Raw genomic sequence first — 15,567 nt, 5'->3', positions numbered from 1 at the left:
CAGGCTGTTTCAGCGTCTGCCCGACTCCTGCTCGACGAGTGCCCGCCTCGACTCCTCGTGGAGTACCCCGAGCAGTTCGTGTTCGACGTCTGCGAATTCGGGCGACGTCATCATCGACAGTTCGCGGGGGCGGGGCAGACCCACCGTCACCTCGCGGCGGACGGTGGCGGGCCGCGCCGACAGCACGACCACCCGGTCCGACAGGTAGACGGCCTCCCGGATGTCGTGGGTGATCATCAGGACGGTCCACCGGTAGCGTTGCCACACGTCCTGCAACCACGTCTGCATCTCGGTGCGGGTCAACGAATCCAGGGCGCCGAACGGTTCGTCGAGCAGCAGCACCGGACGGTCCTGGACGACGGTGCGGAGCATCGCGGCGCGTTGCCGCATCCCGCCGGACAGCTGACTGGGGCGGGCGTCCTCGAATCCGGCGAGACCGAACACGGAGAACAACTCGCGGGCCTTGTCCCGCGCCTGCTTGCGGGGCACCCCCTGCACCTCGAGGCCGAGGGTGGTGTTGTCGAGGACGCTGCGCCACGGGAACAGCAGGTCCTTCTGCGGCATGTACGCGCACTTCGAGGGACCACTCCCGGCGGGACGCACGGTGTCGCCGCCGATGGTGACGGTGCCGGAGTCCGGTTGGTCGAGGCCGGCGAGCATGGCGAACGCGGTGCTCTTGCCGCACCCGCTGGGGCCGATGACGGACACGAACTCGCCGGGTTCGACGGTGAACGAGATGTCGTCGAGTACGGGTCGGATGCCGCCGCGGACCGGGAATCCCTTGGTGAGCCCGGACAATGCGACGCGCGCGGTCTCACTCATGCCGGCCCCTTTCGTTCTTGATCCACGGGGCGACGACGCGTTCCACGGCGAAGGTGAGCAGATAGAGACTGACGCTGATCACCGCGGTCACGAGGACGGCGGCCAGCACGAGGTCGGTGCGGAAGGAGTTCTTCTGGGTCGCCATGTAGATGCCGAGACCGGACGTGGCACCGACGTATTCGGCGAACACCGCACCCACCACGGCGTACGTGATGCCGATCCGCAGGGCGGTGAAGAAGCGGGGGATGGCCGACGGGAGCCGCACGTAGCGGAACTCCTGCCACCGCGAAGCGCCCATGCTGCGCAACAGCGCCCCCGCCTCCCGGTCGGCCGCGGCGAAACCCTCGATCAGGCCGATCGTCATCGGGAAGAAGGTCGCGAGGGCGATCACGAGAATCTTCGGCAGCAACCCGAAACCGAACCAGATGATCATCAGCGGCGCGATCGCGATGATCGGCAGCGTCTGCGACACGACGAACAGCGGAACGAACGCGCGTCGCAGCCACGGCGAGAAGTCCACGAGCACGGCGAGCGCCCAGGCGAAGAGCAGGGACACGGCGAACCCGATCAGCGTCACCTGCAGCGTCGCGGAGGCGTGACCGGAGATGGCGTCCCGTGCCCGCCAGCCCTGCTGGATCACGCGCAGCGGCGACGGCAGCACCTGCGGCCGGATACCGCTGACCGTCACGTACACCTGCCACGCGACGACCAGCAGTGCCACGACCACGACCGCGGGCACCGCCCGTCGCAGCAGCGAGGACGTGCCCGGGGCCGTGGTGCCGCGACTCGTGTCAGGGCTGAGTGAGGTACTCATTGGTGAAATACGTCGACCAGTCGGGTTCCGTGGTCAGCGGTGCCCCGTCGGGGCCGGTGAGCAGGCCGTGCTGGAACAGGAAACCGGAATATCCCGCCCACTGCTCGGCCGTCTGGGTTCCGACCTTGCCGGAACTGTCCTTCATGTACTCGGACGACAGCATCTGCTGACTCTCCCGGACGAGGGACTCGTCGGTGAAGGCGCCCGGGTTGGCGTCGATCAGCATCTGCGCGGCCTGATCCGGCTGGTCGGCGGCGAACTGGTATCCGCGCTGCAGGGCCTGGACGAACTTGCGGGCCTGCTCGGGATGGTCGGCCATCCACTGCTCGTTGCCCTCGATGACGAGCGCGTAGGCGTCGGGGAAGCCGTAGTCGGTGTAGTGGAAGTAGCGCATCGGCGTGCCCTGGTGCTCGGCCTCGATTCCTTCCCAGCCGAAGAACGACACGGTGAAGTCGGCGGTGCCGGAGTACACGGCCTCGTAGGCCGACGTGCCGAGCGTGACGGTGGTGAATTCGCCCTTGCCGCCGTCGTTCCGGATGATCTGCTTCAGCGTCTCCTCGCCGTCCGGGTCCGCGAATCCGGCGTAGATCTTGCCGTCCAGGTCCCGGGGGCGGGTGATGTCGGCGCGATCCGCCTTCACCGCAATACCCGTCGCCCAGTGCTGCAGCGGGGCCATGACCGACGTCGTCTGTGCGCCCGCGGCCTTCGAGAATGTCGCGGAACTCTGGAAGCTCACCCCGAACTCGGCGTTCCCGGCGTCGACCAGGGTGTCGGGGGAGGTGTCGTTGTAGGGGAGTACCTGCACGTCGAGTCCTGCGTCCGCGAACCAGCCCTGCTGCTGCGCGACGAACAGACCGGTGTGGTTGGTGTTCGGGGTCCAGTCGAGGGCGAATCGGATGGTGTCGTCCGACTGCGAGTCGCCGGCGCAACCGGTGAGCAGCGACAGGGCGGCGACGAGGACGACGGCTGCCGTCGCAGCGCGTTTGGTGCGAGAGAAGAGTGTCACGACGCGGGCCATTCCTGGGTGTTGAGGGCGGTGTCCCAGAACATGAGTTCGTAGCGGCTGGCGATCACGAACGCCTCCACCATCGCCTCACGCTGGGCATCGGTCGCGGCCTCGGCGGCGGCGTCCACCAGTTCGCGTGCACGGGCGACGGCGGCGTGGAACTCCTCCGCGTCGTACGTGGTCACCCACTGTGCGTACGGGTGCGACGGGTCGGCGGACAACACGTCACGGGCACTGGCCGCGAGCCGGCGTCCCACGTCCGCGTAGATCCAGAAGCAGGGCAGCACAGCGGCCGCGGCCACGGCGTACGGCTCGGTGGCGGAGACGGCGGTCAGGTACGAGATGTACCCGAGGCAGGCCGGCGAATGCTGCGGCTCCGCGTCCGACTCGGGGAGTCGTCCGCTGGTCAGCAGATTCTGGTGCAGCGTCGCTTCGACGGTGGCGGCCTCGGCTGCCGAGCCCGCCCAGAATCCGGCCTCGACGGGTCCGGGCGCGTGCGCGGCCACCAGTGACAGCGCCTTCGCGTACCCGGTCAGGTACAGGAAATCCTGCTCGATGTACGTGCGGAACACGTCCAGCGGCAGCGTTCCGTCACCGAGGCGGCGCAGAAACTCGAGTTCGTCGATCGCCTCGCGCAGCACCTTCGTCCGGTCCCACAAGTGGTCCGTGAATCGGGCGTGCTGGCCGGCGCCGGCAGCGTCTTGGACAGAGCTATTCACAACGTTGACATCCCTTCGTCAGCATTACCTGAGCAGGTTCCCGGGTGTGTTCTCAGCCCCGCCCGTGCGGAGCACCCCGTGTCAGAACAAGCCGACCCTAGCACCGCCCGCGCCCGGGACGGAAAGGCCCGGGTGGGTGGACGGGGTCGGCCGCCGAGGAACGCGGCCGCGCTCGGCGGCGTCCGGCAGTCGCGCGCGTTCGATCGGTCCGGCCTGCTCATCGTTGGTACTTTGGCGAGAGATTCCCGGTACGTGCTGCGTGAGGAGATTCGTCCGTGGATGTCGAGAAGTCCGGCGACACGCTCGTCGTCCGCGCCCGGGACGGCGAGATCCGCGGCTACCCCGAGGGCGACGTCTACGCGTGGAAGGGCATCCCGTTCGCCGCCGCCCCCGTCGGCGATCTGCGGTTCCGCGCGCCGGTCCCTCCCACACCGTGGGAGGGTGTGCGCGACTGCGTCGACTTCGGCCCGATGGCGCCGCAAGGGCACGGCACCGCCGTCCCGATCGATGCCGGACTGGAAATGGACGAAGACTGCCTGTCGGTCAACGTCTGGGCACCGAGACCCGACGGCACTCCGCGTCCGGTGATGGTGTGGATCCACGGCGGCGCGTACTGCCTGGGAACCGCGGCACAGGGCATCTACAACGGGCGCATCCTGTCCACTCTCGGCGACGTCGTGCTGGTCTCGTTCAACTACCGGGTGGGGGCACTGGGGTTCCTCGACCTGTCGTCGTTCTCGACGGCCGAGCGCGTGTTCGAGACCAACTGCGGGCTGCGCGACCAGGTCGCGGCGCTCGAGTGGGTGCGCGAGAACATCTCGTCGTTCGGCGGTGACCCGGACGAGGTGACGGTGTTCGGCGAGTCGTCGGGGGCCGGGTCGATCACCACGCTGATGACGTGTCCGAGCGCGGAGGGGCTGTTCCACCGCGCGATCGCCCAGAGCCCACCCGCCACGTCGGTCTACGGGAGCGAGCGGGCCGCCACCGTCGGGAAGCAGTTCCTCGACATCCTCGAGGTGGCGCCCGGTCAGATCGACAGACTGCTGCACCTGCCGTACCACACGATCATCGAGGCCAGCGACACCCTCGTCAACGAGGTGCCCACCAAGATCCCCGGCACGCTCGCCATGGCGCCGGTGGTGGACCGCGACTTCCTGCCGCGCTACCCGGTGGCCGCGTTCCAGAAGGGCTACTCCCACCGCATCCCCCTCATCATCGGTTCCAACAAGGACGAGTCGTCGATCTTCAAGTTCATGAAATCGCCTCTCCTGCCGGTCACTTCGGATTCGGTGCAGGAGATGCTGAGGGCGATCGCGACCGATCACCCCGAACTGCCCGCCGCCCGGCTCGCCGACATCCTGTCGGCGTACCCGGACCGCGGGAAACCCCGGGGCGCGCTCGCGATGTCCCGGGACGCCGCGTTCCGGATGCCCGCCCTGTGGGTGGCCGACGCCCACAGTCGTCACTCACCGACGTGGATGTACCGGTTCGACCAGGCCACGCCGATGCTCAAAGCCGCACGCATCGGAGCCGGGCACGCCACCGAACTCCCGTACGTCTTCGGCAATTTCGACACTCTCAACATCGACCCGACGTTCTGGCTCGGCGGCCGGAAGACGGCGCTCGAGGTGTCGGGCCGGATCCAGCGCCGCTGGCTCGCGTTCGCGCGGCACGGCGTCCCCGCCGCGCTGGACGGGTCCAAGCACTGGGCGCCCTACGACGAGGAGCACCGCTCGACGCTGCTGATCGACGGCGCGGACACCCTGGTCGAGGATCCGGACCGAGAGATGCGGATCGCCTGGGGCAACGACGTCATGGGCTTCAACTGACGGGCACCTTCGCGTCCAGTTCCTTCAGGACGGGCAGCGCGAAGCAGGCCAGTCCGATGACCAGCACCGGAATCGCCAGCACGAAGAACGTCGGCTGGATTCCCCACTTGTCGATGACCGGCCCGGCCAGCAGATAACCCAGAGGTCCCGCGGCGTACGCGGTGGACGTCATGACCCCGGTGACACGTCCGCGCATGTGCTCCGGACTGCGAGTCTGCATGGCGTAGTTGGCGATCGGGCCCACGGGACCGAACACCAGACCCTGCAGCAGGGCCAGCGCGAGGATCGCCCACAGCGGTGGCAGGAACGCCATCGCGACCATCGCCGCGCCCAGCACCGTCACCGCCACCAGCATCAGCGTCCGGCGCGACACGAACGGCGCGAGCGGCCCGTACGCGAGCGCACCCACCACGCCGCCGATGCTGAGCGCCATCAGGACGGAACCCAGTTGCGCGGGCTTGTCCAGTTCGGTGAAGTACACCGGGAACACCACCGATTCGACGGGCATGTACAGCGCGACCACCGCCATGTCCACGAGCGCGATCGTGCGCAGGAGCCGGTTGTGCCACACGAACTTCAGGCCCTCGAGCGTGCCGTGCCAGATGGAGGTCGGGCGGGTGGCCGTGTCGGGCCTGCCGGCGTTCTCGAGCCGGAGGAAGGCGATGGTCACCACCGACAGAACGAAACCGACGGCGGTGACCCACAACGTGTTCACCGCACCCACCGTCGCGATCAGGACGCCGCCGATGCCCGGCCCGACCAGATACGCCACGTTGTAATTGGCCTCGTAGAGACTGTTCATCCGGTCGAGCGACCACCCCGCGGACTTGGTGGCGGCGGGCAGCATCGACTCCCGCGCCGCGATTCCGGCCGGATCGAACGCGGCGCCGATCGCGGCGAGGACGGCGATCGCCGTGACGGTGAGACCCGTCGTGTTCGCGATGACCGGGATGGCCGCCACGGACAGCGCGGACAGGCAGTCGGAGATCATCGACGTGCGCCGGCGTCCGAACAGATCGACGAACGTGCCCGCGAACAGGCTCGACAGCAGCAGAGGCAGGGTGGCCGCGCCCGCGACGATCGCCGCATCGGACGCGCGGCCCGTCTTCTCGAGCACGAGCCACGGCAACACCACGATCGCGATGCCGTTACCCGTGGACGAGAACAGCGTCGCGAGGTTCAGAAGGACCAGGGGCCCGAACCGGCGAGTCACAGCCGTCTCGGTGGCGGTCACGGCAAGGATCCTCTGGTCGACTCGATCGGTGGTCCTTCGACGCTAACAGCGAGGTCGGGGCTACCGCGAGCGAATTTCGGGCGCTACTGGTTGCGTTGCAGGGTCAGCTCGGCGAGGGTGCGGGCGCCCACGCACGGGTCGCCGGTGCCCGACCGCTGCTGCACCCACCACGTGATGACGCCGGAGTACGCGGCCGTGATCCCGCACGTCGCGGAATCACCCGGCCGACGGGCGCTGAACGCCGACGTGCCCGCGATCGTCGTGGCCTCCACCTGATACCCCAGCTGTTCCGCCACGCCCCGCTCCCGCTGCAACGAGTTGTTCTCGAACCAGCCGAACGTCACGTCGATCGATCCGGCGGCCGACGACACCGTCCACATACACACCGCACCGAAGAAGTACTGGTCGATGCCGGCGCCGCCGAGCGTCTCGGCGATCTTGTCGTTGGGCACGGCGTCACACTCCCGGAGAAGCTTGTCGAACTGCGGCGAGCCGCCGTCGCCGGAGTCGGCTGCGCCCTCCGGCAGCGGGGTGCCGGTCACGGACGTGCCGCAGCCTGCCAGGACCATCGCCGACGCCAGCACCGCGGCCAACCGGCGGCCGCCGGTCACTTGGCCTTCTCCAACGTGAGCCGACCGAGCGCGGTCGGGGCCGCGCACGGATCGGAGGGCGCGGTGCCCGTGCCGTAGCGGACGAGCCAGTGCACGAAGTCGGAACCCGTCGCGAGCGCGACCTCGCAGAAGCCGACGTTCTGCGAGGAGAATCCGCGGTGCCCGGCGATCTCGAGGTCGTGGACCTCGTGACCGATCCCCTTGGCCACCGACCGCTCCCGGTCGATGGGGCTGCCGCGGTACCAGGTGAACATCACGTACCGTTCGGCGCCCGCTTCCCACCGGCACTTGATGCCGTTGCGCGACATCGGGGCGAGCCCGGCGATACCGGCCCGCTCGTACACCTCGGCGTCGGTCAACGAGCCGCATTCACCGACGAATGCGCCGGGCTGCGGGGACACGGAGGTGGCCGGCGCGGACGCCGCCGGATCCGTCTCGGAACCGTTGCCGGAACCGCAGCCGGCGAGGGTGACCGCCGCCGCGATCAGACACGTCGCGCGGACGGCCGGGCCGAGACGATCAGACGAGCTCCGCATAGCTCGGATTCTCGGCGATGTACTTCTCCACGTACGAGCACGACGGGATCACGGAGAGCCCACTGGACTTCGTGTCGTCGAGGGCGGCCTTCACCACCACGGCCGCCAGCCCCTGCCCGCGGAACTGCGGGTACGTCACGGTGTGGTGGAAGTCGCGGGCACCGTTCCGCTCGAAGTAGTCGGCGTATCCGGCCAGCTGACCGTCGAGGTAGATCTCGAACCGGGATTCCGACACGTCGTGCTCCACCGTGGCCGCCACAGATCGCTCCTCTGCTCATGCGGCGTGCGCGCAGTCCGCGCACGCTGTCACTCGCAGATTACCGTCAGTCCGCGAGGTTGGTACGCAGCAGCATGACGTTGTAGTCCGACCACGTGGTGGCCAGGAAGTACAGATCGGATCCCTGCGCCCACGGGTGCATGTACGCGCCGTACAGCTCGGGTACGTCCCGGCTGCTCACGAGCACTTCGGGTTCGCTCCAGCCGGATTCGAGACGGTCGGAGCGGCGCATTACCACCGAATTGCCGGCGTCGGTGTACATCGCGACGAACTGGCCGAGGTACTCGTTGAACTGCACCGACAACTCGCTGACCGGTCCGGGGATGACCGGCGCGGCCACGACGGCGTTGGACTTCACCCACGCCTTGCCGTCCCAGTACTCGTACGCCGTGAGGTTGCGAATGTCCGCTTCCTTCACCCGCGACAACCGGGCGTCGCCGGAGCGCCCCGACGGGGTGCCGAACGCGTAGACGAACCCGTCGTGCTTGACGTAGGAGCCCATCTGGAAGTTCTCGGCGCCCGTTGTCGGCACGTTGGGCCGGAGCGTCAGCGGGTCGGTGATCCAGTTCTCGCCGTTGTCGACGGAGTACGCGATGCCGGAGGCGTTGGTGTCCCACTCGCCGGGTGCGCCCCAGCTCCGCACGGACATGTAGTTGATGTACTGCGTCGCGCCGGGACCCTCGCCGACGGAGATGCCGGTGGTGGGGATGACCGTCTGCTCCACCCCGGGGATCTTCTTGCTCTGGATGATCTCCTTGGAATGGTTCGGCCCGTCGACCGGAGAATTGTCGATGCCCATCCCGTTGGTGAGGTCGTGATCGGAGCTGCGCAACAGGATGTTGCTGCGCCAGTCGCCGACCAGCCCGCACAGCGGATTGTCGCTCAGCCCGACCGTGTCACCGAACGCGGTGAGGATCTCGCCTCCGCCGTTGTCCCACATGATGCCGAGGTCGGTGCCGAGTACCCGGAACCGGCCGATCGTGTCGTTGGAGCTGCGCGGCCCGGTGATGTGGGCGACAGCCTGAGTTTTGCCACGCAACTCGGGGAGGCGGCCGTCGCTTCCGTTGAGCCAGGGAATGGGGTTGATGCCCTGGTTCGAGCTCGATCCGAGGCTGCCGCTTCCGCCGAGGCACGGCGCCGCCGTCGCAACAGGGGGCGACATCGTGAAAAACGTGCAGGTAGAAGCCAGTAGAGCGGGCATCGCCAGGGAGGCGACACGGCGGAGTCTGGTCACGAGCGCACCTCTCTGCGACGAATCGAGTCGGGTCCGGTCACGCTAGCAACACCTCACCTGTCACACCAGTCCCTTGGGTAACCATTGGGTATCGCACCCGGCCCGGGTAGCTACAGAATCGCTCCGGGGTTGAGGATCCCGAGCGGGTCGAGTGCGTTCTTGATCCGCTGCGTCAATTCCATGACGTCCGGTCCCAACTGGTCGGGCAGCCAGGCCTTCTTCAGCCGGCCGACACCGTGCTCGCCGGTGATCGTGCCGCCGAGCGAGAGTGCGAGGTCCATGATTTCGCCGAAAGCCAGGTGGGCGCGCTCGGCCATCGCGGCGTCCTCGGGGTCGAACACGATGAGCGGGTGCGTGTTTCCGTCGCCGGCGTGCGCGATCACCGCGACCATCACTTCGCGCTCGCGGGAGATGGCCGCGATTCCCTCCACCAGCGCAGGAAGTTTCGGCAAGGGCACACCGACGTCCTCGAGCAGCAGGCTGCCGAGTCTCTCGACCGCGGGAATCGCGAATCGTCTTGCTGCGGCAAAGGCTTCGCCTTCGTCGGGGTCGTCGGTGGTGAAGACCTCGGTGGCTCCGTTGACGCGGCACGCGTCCGCCATGACGGAAATCTCTTCGGCCGCAATTGCTCCGGGCGCGTCCGATCGGGCGATCAACATCGCCTCCGCCGTCCGGTCCAGGCCCATCTTCAGCGCATCCTCGACGGCGCCGATCGAGGCGCGGTCCATGAACTCGAGCATGGACGGCCGCAGGGTGCGGGTGATGGCCAGCACGGTGTCGGCGGCGGCCTGGACGGTGGCGAACGACGCGACGAGGGTGCTCGAGGGCGGCTGGGCGGGAATCAGTCTCAGCGTCGCCTCCGTGACGATGCCGAGGGTTCCCTCGCTCCCGACGAACAGCTTGGTCAGCGACAGTCCGGCCACGTCCTTGAGTCGCGGGCCGCCCAGGCGTACGTCCGTGCCGTCCGCGAGAACCACCCGCAGCGCCAGGACGTAGTCGGTGGTGACGCCGTACTTGACGCAGCAGAGGCCGCCCGCGTTGGTCGCGACGTTGCCGCCGATCGAGCACATCTCGAACGACGACGGGTCGGGCGGGTACCACAGGCCGTGCTCGGCGGCCGCGGCCTTCACCTCGGCGTTGAGCAGTCCGGGTTCCACGACGGCGATGCGCGTGACGGGGTCGACCTCGATCCGGCGCATGCGTTCGGTGCTGACCACCACGCTGCCCGCCACCGCCGTGGCCCCTCCACTGAGCCCGGAGCCCGCTCCCCGGGGAATCACCGGGACCCTGTGCTCGGTCGCCCAGCGCATCACCGCCTGGACGTCCTCGGTGGTCGTGGGGCGGGCGACGGCGAGGGGGAGGACCGCCTCGGGGTCGCGCGCCCAGTCCTGCCGGTACGACGCCAGGATGTCCGGGTCGGTCACGAGGCAACCCTGGGGGAGCGCGGCGGCGAGCGTCGCGAGTGCGTCGTCGGTGACCGTCATCGTGACTCCTGGAATGCGGGTGTCGGGCGCCCCGACGGTAACCCAGCCGGCCACACCTGTCCTCGAATTGGTCAGACGTCCAACTGAACCGATTCCGACCCGGATTCGCGGATATCGCTCCAACCTGGACGTTCGGTGTAGAAGCGAGACTCCCTTAGACCATCTGTTAGTTACTTACGCGTAGGAGTCTCACGATGTGGGATCAGGGGGGTGAATTTTTTCGAGGTGCCCCACGGTGGGGTAAGGAACCGGGTATGGGGGAGAAGGTGCAGGTAGAGGCGTCTCGCGAAGCGTGAGAACCCGGACATATCGGGTGTAACACAGGTCACATTCGTCACTCTGTTACCGGATCGTATCGACCAGGCAATGCAAAACCACGCTTCTACGGGTTAGCGTCTTGCATCGTCAAACACCGGCGAAGCGTTACACCCAAACGGAGATTCTCACTAAATGTGAGCTAGAACACGGTTGGGGCCGGGTTTTGCCGCACCGACCCTGGAAGGACCCGCACCGATGAATGCACTCCACCGAGATCCCAGCAGCTACATCTCCGCGATGTTCTCGTACGAGTTCCTCGATGGTGGCATCGACTACGATTCCATCGAACAGATCCATCGTGGCGAGTTCGACGAATGGATCTTCGCATTGGCGGGTTCGGGATTGTTCACCAACGAGGAAGTTCGGTCCATGGTGCAGGAGTGGCGCCTGAACCCCAAGACCCTCCTCAACACGCTTCTCGCCGACGCGGACGAAGTCACCGCCAAGCGCTGCGAGGTCACCTGGGCCGCACTCGACCGCGTCGCCCCGTTCGCCCCCTCCGTGCCGGTCGCCGTCTTCGGCTGAAGGCCGTCCCGCCGCAGGGCTCGCCGTCGTCACACGAGTTCGGTTCGATCTCCGTTCACGACTATCGCCTGATCGTCCGTCAAGGTGCGGTATTCGATGCCGGCGAGCCTCAAAGCGGTGACAGTGCGCCGCACGGCGGCCGCGTCCTCCAAGGGCGCGACGTCTTCGGCCCCTGAAAGCCCCGCAGGCGGGTGATGCGGCACGATTGCGAAGCCCACCACGCCCAGGCCGTCCCAGAGCGGCTCCATGCCACAGGTTGCGACCACCTCCGCCGGGTCATCGGAGGAGTCGAGACCGTGCAGCGTCGGAGTCATCACACAGGCCCCCGCGCTGTAACCGGCGTACACCAGCGAGTCCATCCGCAGCAGTTCCGGGATCACCCGGTCCGCCCCGCTCCGGGCCATCTGCGCGCGCAACACGAATGTGTTCCCGCCGCGCACCCACAGCATGTCGAACTCGTCCAGCCGCTCCTTCAGTGCGGCGGAACGCGCATGCCCCTCGTCGCCGACGTAGTCGCGCAGATCCACCTCCTCCGGGGTGAACCCCAGGCGCGTCAGCGGCATCACGTCACTCACGACCGCGGAGGTCCGCGCCGTCCGCGGCCACGCGTCAGCCGCCGCCGCGATCACCCCCACACGCCCCGGACTCCCGACGAGCGACATCAACGGCGCAGGATCCGCACCGAACCGATACGAGGACAGAAACAGTCGCACCGCGATCAGATCGTGAACGCGAGGTTGTCGACGATCCGCTTGCCCGCGTCGGTGTCGCCGCTCAGTGCGATCTCGTCGCGGTGATCCGCCGCCCTCGTCCTGCCCCCAGCCAACCGCGTGAACAACCGGGAGTCGAGGGTCACGGTGGTCGTCGCCGCGGACGGCAGTTCGTCGACCACCGCGGCTCTGCCGTCGACCGCGATGTGAATGTTCCTCGCGAGCGGTCCGGTGAGTTCGAGGGTGATCCGCGACCCGTCCGGAGCCTTGCCGCGCTTGCCGACGAGGAACGCGACGGCGCCGGCGATCTCCTCGAACGCCGTGTCCCCGCGGAGGCCTCCCTCGTCGCCCGGCAGCGCGAGTGCGTCCCGGAGGTCGAGCTCGTGCATCCAGCAGTCGAACACGCGGATCCGCATGAACCGGAGATACGGCGCCGGACCGACCGGTGTGGTGGTCTCGGCCTCGAACGCTTCGTCGGTCATCTCGCCCAGCTCCGACCGCCTGCGGGCGACGATCGCACGGAAGCGTTCGAGCATCTCGGGGCCCGAGCAACCCCGGAGTCCCTCGACCCACTCTTCGTTGAACGCGCCGATCTCGTTGCGCACGTGTGCGAGGCCGCGGACGTCGATGCTGGTGTGGGGTGCGGAGATTCCGGCGAGGAGCGACTCGGTTCCGATCAGGTGCGCGGTCACGTCGTGGACGGTCCACCCGGGCAGGGCGGTGGGCGTGAACCACGCGTCGCCGGACAGCGACGACAGCACTTCGTCGAGCACGTCCCATTCCTCGAACAACGCGTCGAGGATCGGTTCCTTCTGCAGGGCATTCACGGGTCGTACGCCTCCTTTTGCCTCAACTCTAGGACCTCCCGGCGCAGGGCCCGAGTATTTTCGCCAGCGGCGGACGAATGCGCCGGTGACGGCGTCGAAGGCCTCCCCGTCCCGGGTTCCGTGTGGTAGACCGATGGTGAGAATCTCCATTAACAAAAGGAGTGCGGATGTTCCCTGGAAACTTCGTGGCGACCACCCCGGACAAGCCCGCCGTCGTTCGTCCGTCGACGGGGGAGCAGCTGACCTACCGGGAACTGGACGAGCGGTCCACCCGGCTCGCCCGGCACCTGCGCTCGCTGGGTCTGAAGGTCGGCGACCACCTGGCGCTCGTGTCGAGCAACGACCTCCGCGTCCTCGAAGTGTATTGGGCGGCTCTGCGATCAGGGCTGTACATCACGGTGGTGAACTGGCATCTCACCCCCGAGGAGGCCGGGTACGTCGTGGACGACTGCGGCGCCGAGGTGCTCATCGTCTCCGCCGACGCGGGCGGCGCCGTTCCGAGCGACCCGGGCGAGCTTCCCCGCGTCCGCCACCGGCTCGTGTACGGCGGCGAACTCGACGGATTCGACAGCTACGAGGACGCCCTGGCGGCGCAGTCCGCCGAACCGCTCGATTCGCAGCCTCGCGGGCAGGACATGTTGTACTCCTCGGGTACCACCGGCAGGCCGAAGGGGATCAAACCCGCTCTGCCCGAGGGTGAAGTGGACACGACGATGGATCCCTACACCGCGGTGTTCGCCCCGATGTACGGATTCGATTCCGACACGATCTATCTGTGCCCCGCGCCGCTGTATCACGCTGCGCCGCTACGCTTCTGCGGAACCATCACCTCCGTCGGCGGCACGATCGTGCTGATGGACCGCTTCGACGCCGAGGAGTCGCTGCGGCTCATCGAGGAGTACGGGGTGACGCACAGCCAATGGGTGCCGACGATGTTCGTCCGGATGCTCAAGTTGCCGAAGGATGTTCGCGACAAGTTCGACGTGTCGAGCCTGAAGGTGGCCATCCACGCGGCGGCGCCGTGCCCGCCCGACGTGAAACGGTCGATGATCGAGTGGTGGGGGCCGGTGATCCACGAGTACTACGCCTCCACGGAAGGCGCCGGAGCCACGTTCATCGACAGCGCCCAGGCGCTCGCCAAGCCGGGCTCGGTGGGCCACGACGGGGTCATGGGCATCGTGCACATCTGTGACGACAGCGGTGCCGACGTGCCCGTCGGCGACATCGGAACCGTGTTCTGGGAGCGGGAGGAACGGCCGTTCGAGTATCACAACGACCCGGCCAAGACCGAATCCGCGACGCACCCCGACCATCCGACGTGGACCACGAGCGGCGACATCGGATACATCGACTCCGACCGCTTCCTCTACCTCACGGACCGCGCCGCGTTCATGATCATCTCGGGCGGAGTGAACATCTACCCGCAGGAGTCGGAGAACGTTCTCACCATGCATCCCAAGGTGTTCGACGTCGCCGTCATCGGCGTGCCCGACGAGGAGATGGGCGAGCAGGTCAAGGCCGTCGTGCAACTCGTCGAGGGAGTGGAGCCGTCGGACGACATCGCCCGCGAACTACTCGACTACGTGCGCGACCGGGTCAGTCACTTCAAGGCGCCGCGCAGCATCGACTTCTCCGACGACCTGCCGCGCACGCCCACCGGCAAACTCGTCAAGCACAAGCTCCGGGCCCGCTACCTGAACGCCGGCTGAATTCGCGCACATCACCTGTCCCGCGCCGAACCGCAGCGCGGGCAGGTGCTGGCGGCGTGATCGGTGAGGAACAACCCGCAGTCGGGGCACACGCGGTCGAGCCAGCAGACGGGGTCGCCTCCGACGTCGTGGTCCGGTTCGCCGACGGGCTGGGCCTCGTCGCGGCGGGTCGTCACGACTGATCCCGCATGTACTCCGCGAGAACCTCGGCATGGCTGTGCGTGACGTCCTTGGTTGCCGTGAGCAGAACGATCGGCCGCCCGTTCGCGAGTTCCTGCACCCGCGCGACCGCCCTCCGGCCGGTCGGCGAATCCAGTTCGTGGACGTATCGCTCGCGGAACTCGCTGAACGCGGCGACGTCGTGCGAGTACCAGTGACGTAACTCCGTCGACGGCGCGAGGTCCTTGGCCCAGTCGTCGAAATGGAACGCGTCCTTGCGGAGCCCCCGGGGCCAGAGTCGGTCCACGAACAGTCGCAGTCCGTCGCCCTCGGTGGGATGGTCGTAGACCCGCTCGACCACGACGGGTGGGTCCGCGGTGACGTCCGCGGCGCTCCGTTCCTTCGGTTTGCTCATGATCGAACCTCCGCTTCCTTGCGGTGTCTACCGTCAGACTACGACCGATCACCCTGTGACCGGGTTCACAAACGGGCAGAAACATCTGTGAGAACGACTGTTCGGACTCGATTCAGACACCCACCCACAGACTTCTCTGTTCCCTACGTCACGCTTTCTCTGGCTACTATCAGCTCAACTCAGTCGAGGTCGGGGGAATTTCTCCGCTCATCATCGGTTGATCGCCGCTCGTCGCGGCACACACACCATCTACCGCAGGAAGTCGATAAATGGATACATCGCAGAGCGCGTCCACTGCGCGCCCGACGGTCGGCGTCGTTCGGGAGTCGAACGACGGT

17 protein-coding genes and 1 riboswitch are annotated in these 15,567 nt (G+C 67.5%); of the genes, 3 read left to right on the top strand and 14 right to left on the bottom strand.

What is annotated here, in order from left to right:
* Positions 1-9 precede the first annotated feature (9 nt).
* The 4 genes from RJ1_RS13590 to RJ1_RS13575 form a co-directional block, all read right to left on the bottom strand.
* Positions 10-822, bottom strand: coding sequence for an ABC transporter ATP-binding protein (locus RJ1_RS13590; protein ID WP_073360628.1), 813 nt, complete (start codon positions 820-822; stop codon positions 10-12).
* Positions 815-1,636 carry an ABC transporter permease gene (locus tag RJ1_RS13585; RefSeq protein ID WP_073360626.1) on the bottom strand — a complete coding sequence of 274 codons (822 nt, stop codon included), beginning with the start codon at positions 1,634-1,636 and terminating at the stop codon, positions 815-817. Before RJ1_RS13585 ends, RJ1_RS13590 begins: the two co-directional genes overlap by 8 nt.
* Positions 1,614-2,654: an ABC transporter substrate-binding protein gene (locus tag RJ1_RS13580; RefSeq protein ID WP_073360624.1), complete on the bottom strand. Its 1,041-nt coding sequence runs from the start codon at positions 2,652-2,654 to the stop codon at positions 1,614-1,616. Before RJ1_RS13580 ends, RJ1_RS13585 begins: the two co-directional genes overlap by 23 nt.
* Entirely contained in the window at positions 2,639-3,361 is a 723-nt protein-coding gene (locus RJ1_RS13575) for a TenA family protein (RefSeq protein WP_073360790.1), read from the bottom strand. The genes RJ1_RS13580 and RJ1_RS13575 overlap by 16 nt, the downstream gene beginning before the upstream one ends.
* Positions 3,355-3,450, bottom strand: a riboswitch (TPP riboswitch). It overlaps the preceding gene by 7 nt.
* Before the next feature lie 186 nt (positions 3,451-3,636).
* On the opposite strand from RJ1_RS13575, the gene RJ1_RS13570 reads away from it, so the two are divergent.
* Positions 3,637-5,190: a carboxylesterase/lipase family protein gene (locus tag RJ1_RS13570; protein WP_073360623.1), complete on the top strand. Its 1,554-nt coding sequence runs from the start codon at positions 3,637-3,639 to the stop codon at positions 5,188-5,190.
* Here RJ1_RS13570 and RJ1_RS13565 read toward each other — a convergent pair.
* From RJ1_RS13565 to RJ1_RS13540, 6 genes are all read right to left on the bottom strand, one after another.
* Positions 5,183-6,424: an MFS transporter gene (locus RJ1_RS13565; protein ID WP_073360621.1), complete on the bottom strand. Its 1,242-nt coding sequence runs from the start codon at positions 6,422-6,424 to the stop codon at positions 5,183-5,185. The two genes, RJ1_RS13570 and RJ1_RS13565, sit on opposite strands and share 8 nt — an antisense overlap.
* Positions 6,425-6,507: 83 nt before the next feature.
* Positions 6,508-7,035, bottom strand: a complete 528-nt coding sequence (locus tag RJ1_RS13560; protein ID WP_083400468.1) for a DUF3558 domain-containing protein — start codon at positions 7,033-7,035, stop codon at positions 6,508-6,510.
* The gene (locus tag RJ1_RS13555) at positions 7,032-7,571 is read right to left on the bottom strand and encodes a DUF3558 domain-containing protein (protein ID WP_073360620.1); all 540 of its coding nucleotides are present in this window, start codon (positions 7,569-7,571) and stop codon (positions 7,032-7,034) included. Before RJ1_RS13555 ends, RJ1_RS13560 begins: the two co-directional genes overlap by 4 nt.
* Positions 7,555-7,830 carry a GNAT family N-acetyltransferase gene (locus tag RJ1_RS13550; protein WP_012688515.1) on the bottom strand — a complete coding sequence of 92 codons (276 nt, stop codon included), beginning with the start codon at positions 7,828-7,830 and terminating at the stop codon, positions 7,555-7,557. Before RJ1_RS13550 ends, RJ1_RS13555 begins: the two co-directional genes overlap by 17 nt.
* A 64-nt stretch (positions 7,831-7,894) precedes the next feature.
* Complete coding sequence (locus RJ1_RS13545) at positions 7,895-9,010, bottom strand: glycoside hydrolase family 183 protein (protein ID WP_174694980.1); 1,116 nt, start codon at positions 9,008-9,010, stop codon at positions 7,895-7,897.
* 182 nt (positions 9,011-9,192) lie between these two features.
* Positions 9,193-10,566 (bottom strand): FAD-binding oxidoreductase, encoded by a 1,374-nt coding sequence (locus RJ1_RS13540; RefSeq protein ID WP_073360787.1) that lies wholly within the window; start codon positions 10,564-10,566, stop codon positions 9,193-9,195.
* Between the two features lie 513 nt (positions 10,567-11,079).
* Here RJ1_RS13540 and RJ1_RS13535 point away from each other — a divergent pair.
* Positions 11,080-11,409: a hypothetical protein gene (locus RJ1_RS13535; RefSeq protein WP_005254150.1), complete on the top strand. Its 330-nt coding sequence runs from the start codon at positions 11,080-11,082 to the stop codon at positions 11,407-11,409.
* Between the two features lie 29 nt (positions 11,410-11,438).
* On the opposite strand, the gene RJ1_RS13530 is transcribed toward RJ1_RS13535, so the two are convergent.
* Positions 11,439-12,122 (bottom strand): Type 1 glutamine amidotransferase-like domain-containing protein, encoded by a 684-nt coding sequence (locus RJ1_RS13530; RefSeq protein WP_073360617.1) that lies wholly within the window; start codon positions 12,120-12,122, stop codon positions 11,439-11,441.
* Between the two features lie 5 nt (positions 12,123-12,127).
* On the bottom strand, positions 12,128-12,946 hold the full coding sequence (locus RJ1_RS13525; protein WP_073360615.1) for a maleylpyruvate isomerase family mycothiol-dependent enzyme: 819 nt from the start codon (positions 12,944-12,946) through the stop codon (positions 12,128-12,130).
* A gap of 167 nt (positions 12,947-13,113) precedes the next feature.
* On the opposite strand from RJ1_RS13525, the gene RJ1_RS13520 reads away from it, so the two are divergent.
* On the top strand, positions 13,114-14,655 hold the full coding sequence (locus RJ1_RS13520; RefSeq protein ID WP_073360614.1) for an AMP-binding protein: 1,542 nt from the start codon (positions 13,114-13,116) through the stop codon (positions 14,653-14,655).
* Positions 14,656-14,666: 11 nt separating this feature from the next.
* Here RJ1_RS13520 and RJ1_RS46730 read toward each other — a convergent pair whose 3' ends face one another.
* Positions 14,667-14,831 carry a hypothetical protein gene (locus tag RJ1_RS46730; RefSeq protein WP_162850332.1) on the bottom strand — a complete coding sequence of 55 codons (165 nt, stop codon included), beginning with the start codon at positions 14,829-14,831 and terminating at the stop codon, positions 14,667-14,669.
* Positions 14,828-15,229, bottom strand: coding sequence for a DUF488 domain-containing protein (locus tag RJ1_RS13515; RefSeq protein ID WP_073360612.1), 402 nt, complete (start codon positions 15,227-15,229; stop codon positions 14,828-14,830). Before RJ1_RS13515 ends, RJ1_RS46730 begins: the two co-directional genes overlap by 4 nt.
* Positions 15,230-15,567 lie beyond the last annotated feature (338 nt).

Source organism: Rhodococcus jostii NBRC 16295, assembly GCF_001894825.1.
GTDB lineage: Bacteria > Actinomycetota > Actinomycetes > Mycobacteriales > Mycobacteriaceae > Rhodococcus_F > Rhodococcus_F jostii.
This window is presented reverse-complemented; position numbering and strand designations above follow the sequence as displayed.

What these genes read in the sequence shown, in the direction of transcription:
- RJ1_RS13540 (WP_073360787.1), bottom strand. Translation starts at nt 10,566, where the DNA reads ATGACGGTCACCGACGACGCACTCGCGACGCTCGCCGCCGCGCTCCCC.
- RJ1_RS13535 (WP_005254150.1), top strand. Translation starts at nt 11,080, where the DNA reads ATGAATGCACTCCACCGAGATCCCAGCAGCTACATCTCCGCGATGTTC.
- RJ1_RS13585 (WP_073360626.1), bottom strand. Translation starts at nt 1,636, where the DNA reads ATGAGTACCTCACTCAGCCCTGACACGAGTCGCGGCACCACGGCCCCG.
- RJ1_RS13580 (WP_073360624.1), bottom strand. Translation starts at nt 2,654, where the DNA reads ATGGCCCGCGTCGTGACACTCTTCTCTCGCACCAAACGCGCTGCGACG.
- RJ1_RS13520 (WP_073360614.1), top strand. Translation starts at nt 13,114, where the DNA reads ATGTTCCCTGGAAACTTCGTGGCGACCACCCCGGACAAGCCCGCCGTC.
- RJ1_RS13515 (WP_073360612.1), bottom strand. Translation starts at nt 15,229, where the DNA reads ATGAGCAAACCGAAGGAACGGAGCGCCGCGGACGTCACCGCGGACCCA.
- RJ1_RS13545 (WP_174694980.1), bottom strand. Translation starts at nt 9,010, where the DNA reads ATGTCGCCCCCTGTTGCGACGGCGGCGCCGTGCCTCGGCGGAAGCGGC.
- RJ1_RS13590 (WP_073360628.1), bottom strand. Translation starts at nt 822, where the DNA reads ATGAGTGAGACCGCGCGCGTCGCATTGTCCGGGCTCACCAAGGGATTC.
- RJ1_RS13555 (WP_073360620.1), bottom strand. Translation starts at nt 7,571, where the DNA reads ATGCGGAGCTCGTCTGATCGTCTCGGCCCGGCCGTCCGCGCGACGTGT.